We start from the raw sequence: 14,495 nt of genomic DNA, 5'->3' as shown, positions 1-14,495 counted from the left end.
TCCCCAAAGCTTTGGGGATTGCGGGCTTTCCATTTCTATCGGGGCTGGGAAGATTTAGGATTTTAGATTTTTGGTTTCAAATTTTCAATAAACCTGAATAATAAATATTTTATGCTGTTTACCGAACATCGAAATTATTCTTCTTAATTTCAACTCACGCTTCAGATTAGCATTAATTGATGTAAACTTTAGAATTTAAGGTCAAATCAATTTTGGGATGATATATCTTTTAATAGATTAGTGGAACAATTTTATTACCAAAAACACTTTTCAAAAGTTACAAATACAAAATAAGCAATGGATTTTTCTAAAATTAAACTCGTAGTTTCAGATATGGACGGCACTTTATTGAACAGTGAACACCAAGTGAGTTCTCTGTTTTTAAGTCAGTTTGAGCATTTAAAAAGAAACGACATTCATTTTGTAGCAGCGAGTGGAAGACAGTATCAAAGTATTTTGGAAAAACTGTCTTCCATCAAAGAAGATATTAGTGTGATTGCAGAAAATGGAGCCATCATGATGTTTAATAAAGAAACCAATGTCCTATTGCAGCTGAATCTTGTCGAAATTTCAGAATGTATTTCACGTTTGAGAAAAATAAACGACTGTTATATCGTTTTATGTGGTAGAAAAACAGCTTATATCGAATCGGAGGATTCAGAATTTATTTCTATACTCGGTAATTACTATTCAGAGGTGAGCCATGTAAAAGATTTGACGCAAGTCGACGACGATCAATTTGTAAAGATTGCCGTGTTTCATTTCAAGTCTACAGAAAAGTACGTTTATCCAGGTGTTGAAGATATAACCGATCGATTTCAGGTTACGGTTTCTGGTCAGAATTGGATGGATATTTTGCATAAAGAAGCTAACAAGTCTTACGCTTTGAAGCAAATTCAGGATCATCTCAACATTACTCCCAAAGAGACTATGGTCTTTGGTGATTATAATAATGACATTGAAATGTTGAAATTAGCTCAGTTTAGTTACGCCATGTCCAATGCGCATCCCAATGTAAAAAATATAGCCAATTACCACACCTCGAGCAACGATGATCTTGGAGTAGAGTCCATTTTAAAACAAGTGATTTCAGCTAATTCTTGATCTGGATTCGCTGATGATATGATTTGAAGATTATAGGATTTGAGGATTAGTTGATAATATGATTTGTTATAATGGCTAGATGTATTCTAAAGTTTAGTCGCACTTAGGTCTTTATTTATTATTATAAGGGTTAAATATATATTTAAGTATAAATATTAATAAGTCACACTTTCATATTCACTAAGTGATGCTGTGGAATCAGCTTATTAAATCTAATTTCACGTTTGAAATTTATACTACTTATGTTCGCAAGCGATACTTGGTCAACTTACGTCACGATTTTACTTGTCATATATGCGATAGTTATCATTTTTTTTGTAATCAGAGGAATGATTAAAACTAAAGACATTAATGATTTTGCAATAGGTAGTAAAGGATTTCCTGCCTGGGCCGTTGGTTTGTCTTTGGCAGCTTCCATGACTAGTGCTGCAACGTTTATTATTAATCCTGGGTTTATTGCGCTATATGGATTTTCAGGAATTATATCTTTTGGGTTTGTCATGCCGATTGCGATTTTTGCATCACTTATCTTCTTTACTAAAGCCTTTCAAAAGTATGGTTCGACGGTTAAGGCAGTAACGATGGCACAATGGATCGGTAAACGTTACGATAGTAAAGCCATGACCATATTTTTTGCAATTCTTTCTCTCTTACTTATTACTTTTATTGTTCTCATTTGTGTCGGACTCACTCAGATTATTTCCAAGTCACTTAATTTGGAACCCTTCTGGGTACTTTTAGGGTTGGTGGTGTTTGTATTTGGATACATGATGTTTGGAGGAGCCAATTCTATGGTATACACCAATTCTGTTCAGGCAATTCTTATGTTTATAGTTGCTGTGATGCTTCTCGCCTCAGGTGCAGACTACTTCACCGAAGGCTTTGAGGGATTTGTGGCTACACTTAAAGCTATCGATCCGAATCTTGTAAAGCCTACTAATGAGGAAAGTTTTTTGTTCAGAGACTATTTTGAGATTATTTTCTGTCAGATTGTAATTGGTATTGCGATTGTTTGTCAGCCACATATCATTACAAAAACTTTATTTCTGAAGAGTGAGAAATCAGTGAACCAATATCTCATAATCGCCATTATATGCATGATCCTTTTCTTCATGGTCGTCTTTGTTGGCTTGTACGCCAGAATATTATTCCCAAATCTCACATTAGGTGGTGTACCGCTTCAAATGGATGAGCTGGTTTCTGCCTATGTTGTTAAGACTTTTACAGCCGGAGCTGGTGTCATAATCGTTGCAGGATTGATTTCAGCTGGACTTTCAACGCTGGAAAATTTAATTCAATCACTTTCTACTACAATAAGTACAGACCTTATCACACCCCTTTTTCCTTCAGTTAAAAAAATAAGTGGTGTGGCATTAAATAAGATCGTTATTGTGGCGCTTGCCATAGCAAGTTTTTCACTAAGCTACGATCAGATAATCAATCCAAATGTAAGCGTTGCTATTTTTGCTCAAAATGGCGTATATGCCTATTTTGCTGCTGCTTTTGTACCTGTGCTTTTTGGAATATATTTTAAAAAAGTGAAAAAAACAGCCGTCTTTATCGCCAGTTTTTCTGCTGTGGCGCTTCATTTTATTATTTATTACGGGAGAATCACAGAGTATATGCAAGAGCCCGTTAATAATCCGGGAGTCTCTGCGGCCATAGCCATTGTAATATCTTTTATTGTCGCTAATTTTCTATATTCAGTCAGTAAGAAGAAAGCATGAATTATCTGGACTGGATATCAAAATGGTCATCGTACACGCCTCATAAAAAGGCGGTTTTTTGCACGGAAACCAAACAGTCCTTTTCTTACTTACAACTTCATCAGAATTCACTACAGATTGGCAGCTATCTTACGAATAGATTTCATCTCAAAAAAGGAGATCGATTGGCGGTGATCGCTGAACACTCTCCGCAATATCTTATGCTCTTTATCGCTGCGCAGCGTTTGGGTATTATTCTGGTTCCACTTAACTACAGGTATTCAACATCTGAAATGCTTCATTGTTTGAAAGATGTAAGCCCTTCTCTAATTTTAGCTGATGATTTCAAATTTGAAACACAAATTCTTGATCTAAAAAAAAGAGCCGAAGCTCAGATTATCTCTCTCGAAAGTTTTTTTGAAAAAGCTAAAACAATAAGTTTAGATGATTTTGAACCAGATTTTGAAATAGAAAAGGAGCAGCCTGTTTTTATTTTTTTCACCTCAGGTACTACAGGTAAACCTAAAGGAGTCATTTATACCAACCAGATGATGGTTTGGAACAATCTCAATACAGCTATTCAACTTGAAATAACTTCTTCAGATCATACCCTTAATTCATTGCCTCCTTACCATACTTCAGGATGGAATGTTTTATTGTTACCCATGCTTCATCGAGGAGCGAGAGTAGATTTTATAAGCAAATTTAAACCTGGAAAAGTTTTAAGCTACCTTCAAGAACAACCGATAAGTTTATTTTTAGCAGTGCCTACAATGCTTCGCATGATGGTAAATTCTAAAGCTTTTGAGGCATTCAAGCCGAAAAAATTAAATTATTTTATAGTAGGGGGAGAAGATTTATCCATCCAATTAATAGATGCCTGGGCAAAAAAGGGAATTCTCATCAGTCAGGGATACGGACTTACAGAAGCTGGTCCTTCCATTACTTCTCTTCACCGGCATGAAGCTTTGTGGAAAAAAGGCTCAATTGGAAAGCCCAATTTTTATGTGGATGTTAAGATCATAAATGATGAGAACGAAGAAGTGAATAATAATGAACCAGGAGAGTTCTGCGTTAGAGGTCATATCGTCACTCCGGGATATTGGAATAACACTTCTTATACACTCGGAAAAATTAAAGATGACTGGTTACACACCGGAGATGTAGTCACCAAAGATGATGATGGGTTTTTATACATTCTTGGAAGGAAAAACCAGATCTATATTTCTGGTGGAGAAAACATTCATCCTTCAGAAATAGAAAAAACACTTTATAAAATAGACGGAATTATGGAGGCAGCAGTCGTTGGAGTTGAGGATGAGAAGTGGGGTGAAACTGGAGTTGCTTTTGTTGTACTTGACAATCAAAAACTCCATGAAAAAGACATAAGATCTTTTCTGAAAAACAACCTTGCTTCCTATAAAGTTCCAAAGGAGATCATTGTTATGGAGAAGTTGCCTAAGTCAGGATTAGGAAAAATCAATAAAAAGAAATTGAAAGTCGCATTTAAAAAAATGAATAATGTCAAAAATAATTTTTTGCAGTAGCCTATTATTGTTCTGGTTAAGTGCTCTTAGTCAGAACCAGATTAGTGATATTTTAAACTATGATGAAAACGTGGAAAAGATTTCAATAGAAAACGAAAAAATTGCTTTTGTGGATGTAGGTTCGGGACAAAACACACTCTTGTTCATTCACGGACTTTCCAGCAATTTGCAGTCCTGGAAGAAAAATATTTCAGAACTCAAGAATGAGTACAGGTGTATAGCCTTGGATCTTCCAGGTTATGGAAAATCCACAAAAAACAGTACGACCTATTCCCTGAAAGATTACGCTGATTTTCTAAATAGCTTTATCGAAAAAAAGAATCTTCATGATGTGATTCTGGTAGGTCACTCTATGGGAGGACAGGTCGCTATGCACACGCTGTTAGCTGCTCAGGATAATTTCAAAAGTCTTGTGCTGATAGCTCCTGCTGGTATTGAAACATTCTCTGAGAATGAAGCAGTTGTAATGAAAGCTTCTTACACTGCTGAAATGGTCGAAAAATCTACTCCAGAACAAATCAGGAACAATTTTAAAATGAATTTTCACCAATTTCCCGAAGATGCTGAATTTATGATTCAGGAACGAATCACAATGAAGGAAGCTGATGATATGAAGATCTATTCTGAAGTCGTAGTGAATAACATTCATGCGATGCTGGATGAACCGGTCATTGATAGGATGTCTGATATCGAAATTCCTGTCTTGATGATTTACGGAAAAAATGATCTTTTGATACCTAATAGATATTTTCATCCTGCTCAGAATATTACTTCTTTAGTTGAAACAGCCAAAGAAAAAATAAAGAACCTAAAAATTGAATTGATTGATGAAGCGGGGCATTTTGTAAACTTTGAAAAGCCAGATCAAGTGAATACTGTGATCACAGAATTCTTAAACTAATAATGAAATCTAAACTTAAAATATTCAATGATTTTGCTGAGGGGATTCTCCCTCACGAAGCTTCATACCTCTTGAAGGATCATAAAATAAGAGATGATGAAAAAGAATCTATTCTTGATAAGGTTTGTTCCAATGCCACTTCATTGTTAGTTTCTTATGATTTTGATGAAACTATTGACAAAAGAAAATACACTTATATAAAAAAATGGATAGCTAAAAAACTGCAGACTAAAGATGTGGACGGACATCTGAACTACCTTTCCGCAATAGAGAATAAGATTTTAACCGATACGATAAAGCCCTCTGAAGAAAAGGATCTATTAAATGAGATTACAAGTTATACCCATACTTCCTTCTATTTTCAGAAATTCTATGAGTTGGTAAGAGAGTATCAGGATTTTCTTTTGATTCGTTTTCGATATAAGGACTGTAAATTGACAGAATCCTTTTTGAAAGAAAATCGAAACTATTACCTAAAGGCTGTTGAAGTCAAAGAGCAACTTTTTTTTGCAACCAAAGACCTTACACGTCAATACACGAGCGGCAGCCATGATACCAAACACTGGGAGGAACAGCTTCTGGAGTTCATGCGAAGTGAAAACCTTGACGGACTCAATAGATACAATGCTTTTATTAGGCTGGTGTTTTTGTATTTTAATTACAAGGAATATGAAAAGGCCACTTCTATTTTTGACCAAGTCGATAAATATTTCCAGGAAGGATTGATGTATTCCCGTCGCATTTTGTTCAATTATTACGCAAATCGGGTCATACTTCATTCCAATCTTGAAGATTTAGAAAAGGCAGAATATTATGCTTACCTCTCTATAAAACAAGAGAACAGTGATAAACTTTTCTATCTCAATAATCTAATTGCTATTTTGTTGAAAAAGGACAAAAACAAGGAAGCTTTAGAATTGATGGTAGAAAACTACGACTTATATAAAAAGACTCACAATCATCACCACAAGCTCGGATTTGCAACACATTACATACGGACATTAGTTAGAAATAAGCGACTTAATGTTGCTGAAAACTTTGCTAATAACTTTCTGAATGATAATAATGAGGATGTCTTTGAGCACCGATGGAGGCATTTTTTTTCAAGTTATTTGATGTTATTGATTACTAAAGAGAAATACTCTGAAGTTTTGAAAATCATCAAAAAATACAACTTGATTGAACGAGAAACTGAAGTGATGCATCTTGAAGATTTTATTCCTAAAATTCACTGGTATCATACACTTTCCAACTATATGGTTGGTAATTTTTCTGAAGAAAAATTAAAAAAAGAGTTTATACTAACTGCAGAATCTGCTGAAAATTTCAGCAAAAAAGGACGTTTGGACTTCTCTGCGTTTGTGGAAAGACTTTCATTTACCTTCCCAGGACTTTTTTCCTCTATAAAGTCGCACTTGGTATCAGAGCAGTAAATATAATATGTCCTTAACCTGTAGCAGCTTTTTATTTCATGAGTCACATGAATGAATTTTTTTTCTTCATATCACAGGCTTAAGTCAATTCTTAATTTCGTCTTAAACAATTAAAAATCTATGTTATGAAGATACATATGTCAATGTTCCTTTGTCTGTTGATCAGTATGGCTGCTTATGCTCAAAAAGGCAGTGTAAGCGGAACTGTTACAGATGCAAGTACTCAAAAACCGCTTCAAGGCACTAGCGTTGTGCTAAGAGGAACCAATATAGGTGCGGTTACAGATGCCAACGGTAAATATTTGCTCAAAAATATTGATACTGGCGAATATGCCTTAGATGTCTTTTACATTGGTTACGGAACCATTTCCCGTGACATAGTCGTAAATGATAAAGATGTTCTTGTTGAAAATTTTAGTTTATCTGAATCTTCAGCAATGATCGATGAGGTGGTGATTTCTGCCAACAGAAGGCCACAAAAAGTAACGAGAGCTCCTGCTACAGTCAATATTATTAATTCTGAAGATATTGAAAGATACGCTGGAAATCCTGCAGAGTTGGCTGCAAGGCAAAAGGGTGTGGATTACGTTAGAACTGGAGTGCAGGGAATTGGTATCAATATTCGTGGTTTTAATTCTGCTTTCAATAGTAAAAACCTACAGGTAGAGGACGGTAGAATTTCCTCTCTTATTGCTACTGGCTTACCTTTTGGAAGTTTTACTACAATTATTAGGGATGATATCGAAAGAAATGAAATCATTTTAGGTCCTAACGCTGCCTTATACGGTCCGAATGCTCATAATGGTCTGATAAGTACAATTACTAAAGACCCTAGGTCTTCAGAAGGAACTACAATTGCTCTAGCCGGAGGAAATCAAGAACAATTTAATATACGCGCTCGCCATGCTCAGGTTGTAAACGACAAATTCGCTTTCAAAGTATGGGGAGAAAGACAACAAGGCGAAGAATTTAACTATGTAGATTCTGTTTATGTCGGAACAACAGCCTATCCTGAATTGGAATTGGACAGAGATTTTTCAGTCACTAGGTATGGAGCAACTACCTATTATTCATTTAATGATAGAACAGATCTTATTGCTTCTTATGGCCATAGTAACAATAATAATATTGGTGTGACCAACGCTGGTAGAAATCAGATCAAAGACTGGAGCATTGATTACGCGCAATTGAAATTTGTTTCTCCACGTGTTTATGCTAATGTGTATCATCACTGGAGTAATACAGACGATACCTATGCGATGAATCAAAGAACACAAAATTATGTGTCTTTCATCGAAAATGGTTTTGGGGAACAAGAAGCTAGAAGTCGTTCTTTTACTGAAGCTTTCTTCCCTATCCAAGGTGCCCCAGGTGGTGGTATAACACTTCCAAGAGGTGCAGTGTTTAAAGATGCGTCGCGAAGATTGAATGCAGAGGCACAGTATAACAACCAAATTGGTAATCTTCTCTATGTTGCGGGTGCTCAATTTCAACAGGATAGAGCCGATTCACAAGGAACTTATTTGTTGGATCAGGATGGAGCAATAATTATTGACCAGACAGGATTCTACGGTCAGTTGGAGTATAATTTTGAAGATATTGACCTTGATGTTCTGCTGGTAGGAAGATATGATGATCACGAACTTTATGGCGGAAACTTTATTCCAAAAGCTGCACTTGTTAAAAACTATGATTTCGGAAGTTTTAGACTTACTTATGGAAAGGGTATCGCAGCTCCATCAATCCTTAATTTAAGCGGAAACCTTTTTGGAGGTCTAGTATTGGGTAATGGTGAAGGATTTACATTACAAGATGGCACTCAAATTCCTGAATTGAAGGTAGAGACAATACGTTCTTTAGAAGCTGGTTATAAGGGGAAACTTTTTGGAGATAAACTCCTTATTGACGCTAATGCATATTATAATGTTTCTGAAGATTTCCTTAGCCCATTATTAAATATTGCACAACCTGACAACCCTGTTGTAAGTAGAGGTGGTACACCGATCAATGATGTTACTCCTGGAGCCAATGGTGGATTTGTACTTACTTACTTGAACTTTGGAAAAGTGGATACCTACGGAGCAGATCTTGGATTGAATTATTACCTAAATGACAGAAACAGATTAGCTTTTAATTACTCTTATTTCGACTACGATCTCGACTTGAACGATTCAGCTAATGATGCGAACAGAGATGGAGTGGTGACCAAAACAGATCTCCCAATTAATACTCCAAAGCATAAAGCAAACCTGGGTTATTATTATACTGGTGACAAATTTTTCGGATCCATTTTTAGCAGATGGGTTCAAGAATATGACTTCTTCTCAGGTATCAATGTCGCTGCAGAAACTCAGGATCTTAATGGAGATGGAGTCAATGAAATTGTTGAAAATGCCAGAGTTGGAAGAACATGGAACTATGGTCCACTCGGAGGCTTTGTAAACTTCGATATCAATGTTGGATACAACATCAATGAAAATTTAAGCCTGGGTGCTTCTGTTACCAACATTTTCGATTCTGAGGTCAGAGAGTTTGTAGCCTCACCAGTTATCGGAAGATTATATCTAGTAGAATTGAAGTATCAGTTTGGTCAAAACAAAAGAAACAAAATGTAAACCTAGCTATGATCCGAAGTATAAAACTTAGCAACGGCATTGAACTGGAATACCTGGACATAGGTGAAGGAGAAGCAATTCTTCTCCTTCACGGTCTGGGTTCTACAAAAGCCGACTGGAACATGCAGATTGAAAGCTTTTCTAAACATTATCGGGTTATTGCACCAGACCTTCGGGGCCATGGGAATTCATCAAAACCTAAAACCAGGGATGAATATGGTATTTCTCTTTGTGCAGAAGATAATGTGCTCTTGCTTCAGGAATTAGGAATAAAACAATTTGTGATCGTTGGATTTTCTATGGGTGGTGCCATTGCTTTTGAAATAGCGATAAAGCAACCTAAATTGATTTCTAAACTAATTGTTGTCAACACAGCTCCAGATTTTAACAATTTAGGAGAAATGGGAGAAGAAATGATTAAGGACAGGACCAAAATTTTGGAAACAGTAGGAATAGAGCCTTTAGCCAAACAAATTTCAGAAAGCATGTTTCCAGAAGATGAGCAGCTAAAACTTAAAGAAGCTTTTTATAAGAGAGTAAGAAAAAATCCTGTTGGCAGCTATTTCAATTCCTTCATCACGCTGATGGAATGGGGGATTGGAGAAAAGATCAAAGACATAAAAGTTCCCACATTAGTCATAGCTTCAGACCAGGATTACACCCCTGTTTCATTGAAAGAAGCCTACGCCAAACAAATGGAAAATTCCAAAGTTGAAGTGGTTAACCAGTCAAGACACGGAGTAACTATGGATCAACCTGCACAATTTAATAAGATAGTTTTAAATTTTTTAAAAAATGACTAGAACAGCACTCATAACAGGAAGTACCAGCGGAATTGGATATACGATTGCCAAAGCGTTTGCAAGTAAAGGGTATAATGTGATGTTTCACGGTTTGGAAACAAATGGTGCAGAAATAGCGAGAAAAGTAGCAGAGGAATACAATGTAAAAACAGATTTTTCTAATGCCAACCTCATGCATCCGGAAGAAATTGAAAAGCTTGTGACAGCAACCCTGGAAAAATTTGAAACTATAGATACCCTTATTAATAATGCAGGAATTCAATATGTATCTCCTCTAGAAGAATTTCCTCTGGAAAAATGGAACGCTATTATTGCGATCAACCTAACAGCAGCCTTTATAGCCTCCAAAGCAGTTTGGACCAGCATGAAGAAAAATAAATTTGGTAGAATCATAAATATTTCTTCTGTTCATGGTTTAAGAGCATCAGAGTATAAATCGGCTTACGTCTCTGCAAAACATGGTATGATAGGACTTACAAAAGTTTTAGGCTTGGAAGGTGCAGGTTCAAATATTACCTGTAATGCCATCTGTCCTGGGTATGTCAAAACGCCGCTGGTTGAAGGACAAATCAAAGATCAAAGTAAAGCCCATGGATTAACAGAAGAGGAAATTGTCCAAAAAGTTATGCTAAAAAAGCAGGCAGTAAAAGAATTTATACCAGAAGAAAAGATTTCAGAATTAGCCCTCTTTCTGGCTGCGGAAAACTCATCTGCCATCACGGGCTCCTCTTATACGCTCGATGGCGGCTGGACCGCGCAATAAATAGATTTTTTACCTAATTATAAGGATAGAAGGTCATTTACTGTTTTTGAAGCTCATCCTAGTTTCCATTTCAAGTCCTTTCCCCAATCCCCAAAGCCTTGGTGAGGGGATTGATTGCGGGCTTTCCATTTTTATCGGGGCTAGTGATTGAAAAAATTATATTAAAAGTGAAAAGTACGATACACTGAGCATGGGGGATAGAAAATCGAATAAATATTCCAAACATTAAATAAGTAATACATAAGTTATTTTATTAAACTTCCACTAACCACTCATTTAAAGTCCGTTGTTTCTTAGTTTTTTACCTCATACTTCTAATATTGTACTTTGTGCTTCAAAATTTGGTCTACCGTGATTATTAAGTTCAAAATATTTCAGTCTTAGTTAATCCTAATTATATTTCTTCTTCATCACCACATAAAACACAAGAGGAACTAAAATCAGCGTTAAAAACGTGGAAACAATGGTTCCACCCATCAATGATAGCGCGAGTCCTTGAAAAATGGGATCAAAGAGTATGGCGACGGCACCGATGACCACAGTTCCAGCAGTTAATAATATAGGTGTGGTTCTTACGGCTCCTGCTTCAATAATAGCCTGCTTAAAGGCAATGCCTTCGTTAAGACGGATTTCTATAAAATCGATTAACAAGACCGAATTCCTAACCATGATTCCCGCCAAGGCAATCATCCCTATAAATGAAGTTGCTGTAAAATAAGCGTCAAAAAGCCAGTGCGCCAAAACGATGCCAATCAAGGAAAGCGGTATCGCAATCATCATCACAATAGGGGATCGGAAACTTTGGAACCAACCAACAATGAGCATATAGATGATGAAGATGACTCCTAGAAAAGCAATTCCCAGATCCCTAAAAACCTCTAGTGTAATCTGCCATTCACCATCCCATTTCACGGAGTAATCATCGGTATCTACAGGAATGTCGGTGTACAATTCTTCTATGGAATAGCCTTCTGGCAGGTGCATATCTTTTAAGTATTCTTCCATGCCTAAAATAGCATACACCGGACTTTCAAGTTCTCCAGCCATTTCAGCAGTGACGTAAACTACGCGGCGTTTGTTTTTTCTGTAAATGCTTTTTTCTATAGGTTGCTCAACTAGATTGACCAGTTCGCCAATATTCACCATGTGGCCTTGCTGTGATCTCACTTTCAGTTTGTATAAATCTTCAATAGATGATTTATCCACATTTGGAGTGTAATAAGTGATGCTGACTTGTTCACGTTCATTTTCTCTATAAGCCATGCCGACAGATGCATTACCAAGACTTAACCGCATGGTTTCAGCTATTTGCTGAGCGCTCAATCCTTCCAAGTTGGCTCTCTCGGTATCAACCATAAATTCAACTTCGGTTTGGTTGGCTTCTACCCGCCAATCAATATCGACCACACTTTGAGTCTCCTGTAAAATGTCTTTTACATTTTGAGCAATCTTGATTTGTTCTTCATAATCTGGTCCGTATACCTCTGCAACAATGGTAGATAATACTGGTGGTCCAGGTGGAACTTCAACAATTTTGATAACTGCTCCATAGCGATCAGCTATCGATTTTACATCTTTTCTGAATGACTTGGCGATATCATGACTCTGCTCACTACGTTCATTTTTGTTGGTGATATTGACCTGGATATCGGCTAAATGAGCGCCTTTTCTCAAATCGTAATGTCTCACCAAACCATTAAACGTAATGGGTGAAGCGGTTCCAACATAGGTCTGATAATTCACGACTTCCTCTCTGCTTTTGACGTATTCTGCAATTTCTAAAGTCACTGCCTGAGTGCGTTCTAGAGTCGCCCCTTCCGGCATGTCGATAACAATTTGAAATTCATTTTTGTTATCAAACGGAAGCATTTTTACCAAGACAGATTCATTCAAAAATAAAAGCAACGAGGCGATAAGGATGACAAATGTACTGCCTATAAAAAGCCAGCGTTTTTTTGAACTTTCAAGAAGTGGTCTTTGAATTTTCTCATAGAGTTTATAAATCCGGGTCTGTTTTAATTTTTCGTCTCCAAGTTTGTCTGCTTCTTTAATCGCTTCCTCATCATCTTCTTCATCGCTTTCCGGCTTACCATCACCTTTTAAAAAGTGATAGGCCAAATAAGGCACAATGGTAAGCGCGATAAATAAGGAAAGAATCATGGTTATGGATGCACCAATAGGCATCGGACTCATATAGGGCCCCATCATCCCACTCACAAAAGCCATAGGAAGTACGGAAGCGATAACTATGAAGGCTGCCAAAATGGTTGGATTACCAACTTCGTTGATCGCATAAATAGCAGCCTTTCGCAGGGACCTTTTCTTCATTTTGAAATGCCGGTGCATATTTTCTGTGATGATAATAGAGTCATCCACTACAATTCCGGTAATAAAAATGAGAGCAAATAGCGTGATTCTATTTAAGGTATAATCAAACAGGTAATAACTCAGCATGGTCAAAGCAAAGGTGACCGGGACTGAGATAAAAACCACAAGACCGCCACGCCAACCCATAGAGATCATAACGACCAAAGTCACTGCTATGATAGCACTGAGAAGGTTAAATAATAAATCCGACACTTTTGCGGAAGCGGTTTCACCATAATTTCGAGTGACTTCAAGCTCTACATTTTCGGGTATAATGAATTTTTCCCAGCGTTCCTTTTGAGCTAAGATTTGGTCGGCTACCTGCATCGCGTCCGAACCTTCTCGCTTGGCGACGGATAGAGTTACGGCTGAGTAGGAGGACGGTCTTTTTGCTTGTTCTGCACTTCCAGCCCCAAAACCGAATTCTACGTAATTTTTTGGCTCTTCAGCACCATCTTCTACTGTGGCAATTTGATCTAAATATACCGGTTGGTTCTGGTAGGTTCCAACAACAATTTGTCTTAAATCTTTTTCGGTTTCGATGAATTTTCCAGTGGTAATGAGAATGTTCTCATCTTGATTTTGAATAGTTCCACTTTCAAATTTTGTATTGTTAGCTTGTATTGACTGCGTCACTTTTAAAATATCCAGATTGTATGACGCCGCTTTCTGGTGGTCAAAATAGATTTTTAGTTCCCTGCTTCGGCCGCCTATCACTTCAGTGGAAGCTACATTTTCAACCTTTTCGATTTCCATAATTAATTCGTCTGCAATCTGCTTAAGACGGAAATCATCAAATTTTTCGCTATGCAAGGTCAATCCTACAACCGGGACATCGTTGATAGAGCGCGTCTTGATAAGCGGTTGTGAAACTCCTTTTGGGATTTGATCCATGTGACGCATGATCTCATCATGGAGTTTTACATAAGACCTTTCTATATCTTCACCCACGTAGAACTGAGCGATAAGCATGGCTTGCCCTTGCATGGAATTGGTGTGAACATACTCAATTCCGTCAATATTGGAGATAACACGCTCCAGGGGAATGATGACTTTGGACTCAATTTCTTTGGGACTTGCACCGGGATAGCTCACAAATATGTCTGCCATCGGTACATCAATCTGCGGTTCTTCTTCTCTTGGAATCAGTAGGGTAGCATAAATACCTACACCCATGAATACCACCATCAATAGAATAGTAATTTTTGAAGTAAGGAATGCGTTGGCTAGTTTCCCGGCAATACCATTTTTCATAA

The 14,495-nt window shown here is 37.0% G+C and carries 9 protein-coding genes; 8 read left to right on the top strand and 1 reads right to left on the bottom strand.

The window, feature by feature from the left end; translation table 11 throughout:
* Window positions 1–297 precede the first annotated feature (297 nt).
* From LB452_RS08465 to LB452_RS08430, 8 genes are all read left to right on the top strand, one after another.
* Complete coding sequence (locus LB452_RS08465; RefSeq protein ID WP_224461304.1) at window positions 298–1,104, top strand: HAD family hydrolase; 807 nt, start codon at window positions 298–300, stop codon at window positions 1,102–1,104.
* Window positions 1,105–1,346: 242 nt separating this feature from the next.
* Window positions 1,347–2,831, top strand: a complete 1,485-nt coding sequence (locus LB452_RS08460) for a sodium/pantothenate symporter (protein ID WP_224461303.1) — start codon at window positions 1,347–1,349, stop codon at window positions 2,829–2,831.
* Window positions 2,828–4,357, top strand: coding sequence for a class I adenylate-forming enzyme family protein (locus LB452_RS08455; protein ID WP_224461302.1), 1,530 nt, complete (start codon window positions 2,828–2,830; stop codon window positions 4,355–4,357). The genes LB452_RS08460 and LB452_RS08455 overlap by 4 nt, the downstream gene beginning before the upstream one ends.
* Window positions 4,332–5,258, top strand: coding sequence for an alpha/beta fold hydrolase (locus tag LB452_RS08450; protein WP_224461301.1), 927 nt, complete (start codon window positions 4,332–4,334; stop codon window positions 5,256–5,258). The genes LB452_RS08455 and LB452_RS08450 overlap by 26 nt, the downstream gene beginning before the upstream one ends.
* Window positions 5,259–5,260: 2 nt before the next feature.
* The gene (locus tag LB452_RS08445; RefSeq protein WP_224461300.1) at window positions 5,261–6,691 is read left to right on the top strand and encodes a hypothetical protein; all 1,431 of its coding nucleotides are present in this window, start codon (window positions 5,261–5,263) and stop codon (window positions 6,689–6,691) included.
* Window positions 6,692–6,816: 125 nt separating this feature from the next.
* On the top strand, window positions 6,817–9,306 hold the full coding sequence (locus tag LB452_RS08440) for a TonB-dependent receptor (RefSeq protein WP_224461299.1): 2,490 nt from the start codon (window positions 6,817–6,819) through the stop codon (window positions 9,304–9,306).
* An 8-nt stretch (window positions 9,307–9,314) separates the two neighbouring features.
* Window positions 9,315–10,109, top strand: coding sequence for an alpha/beta fold hydrolase (locus LB452_RS08435; protein ID WP_224461298.1), 795 nt, complete (start codon window positions 9,315–9,317; stop codon window positions 10,107–10,109).
* On the top strand, window positions 10,102–10,872 hold the full coding sequence (locus tag LB452_RS08430) for a 3-hydroxybutyrate dehydrogenase (protein ID WP_224461297.1): 771 nt from the start codon (window positions 10,102–10,104) through the stop codon (window positions 10,870–10,872). Before LB452_RS08435 ends, LB452_RS08430 begins: the two co-directional genes overlap by 8 nt.
* A 390-nt stretch (window positions 10,873–11,262) precedes the next feature.
* On the opposite strand, the gene LB452_RS08425 is transcribed toward LB452_RS08430, so the two are convergent.
* Window positions 11,263–14,493, bottom strand: coding sequence for an efflux RND transporter permease subunit (locus LB452_RS08425; RefSeq protein ID WP_224461296.1), 3,231 nt, complete (start codon window positions 14,491–14,493; stop codon window positions 11,263–11,265).
* Window positions 14,494–14,495: the final 2 nt, after the last annotated feature.

The sequence above is a fragment of the Psychroflexus longus genome (assembly GCF_020164595.1).
In the GTDB taxonomy this organism is placed as follows: domain Bacteria; phylum Bacteroidota; class Bacteroidia; order Flavobacteriales; family Flavobacteriaceae; genus Psychroflexus; species Psychroflexus longus.
The sequence above is the reverse complement of the archived record's forward strand: the minus strand, read 5'-3'. Positions and strand labels throughout refer to the sequence as shown.

Excerpts from the sequence above, each read along its gene's own strand:
- LB452_RS08440 (WP_224461299.1), top strand. The coding sequence starts at position 6,817 with ATGAAGATACATATGTCAATGTTCCTTTGTCTGTTGATCAGTATGGCT.
- LB452_RS08450 (WP_224461301.1), top strand. The coding sequence starts at position 4,332 with ATGTCAAAAATAATTTTTTGCAGTAGCCTATTATTGTTCTGGTTAAGT.
- LB452_RS08465 (WP_224461304.1), top strand. The coding sequence starts at position 298 with ATGGATTTTTCTAAAATTAAACTCGTAGTTTCAGATATGGACGGCACT.
- LB452_RS08435 (WP_224461298.1), top strand. The coding sequence starts at position 9,315 with ATGATCCGAAGTATAAAACTTAGCAACGGCATTGAACTGGAATACCTG.
- LB452_RS08445 (WP_224461300.1), top strand. The coding sequence starts at position 5,261 with ATGAAATCTAAACTTAAAATATTCAATGATTTTGCTGAGGGGATTCTC.
- LB452_RS08460 (WP_224461303.1), top strand. The coding sequence starts at position 1,347 with ATGTTCGCAAGCGATACTTGGTCAACTTACGTCACGATTTTACTTGTC.
- LB452_RS08455 (WP_224461302.1), top strand. The coding sequence starts at position 2,828 with ATGAATTATCTGGACTGGATATCAAAATGGTCATCGTACACGCCTCAT.
- LB452_RS08425 (WP_224461296.1), bottom strand. The coding sequence starts at position 14,493 with ATGAAAAATGGTATTGCCGGGAAACTAGCCAACGCATTCCTTACTTCA.
- LB452_RS08430 (WP_224461297.1), top strand. The coding sequence starts at position 10,102 with ATGACTAGAACAGCACTCATAACAGGAAGTACCAGCGGAATTGGATAT.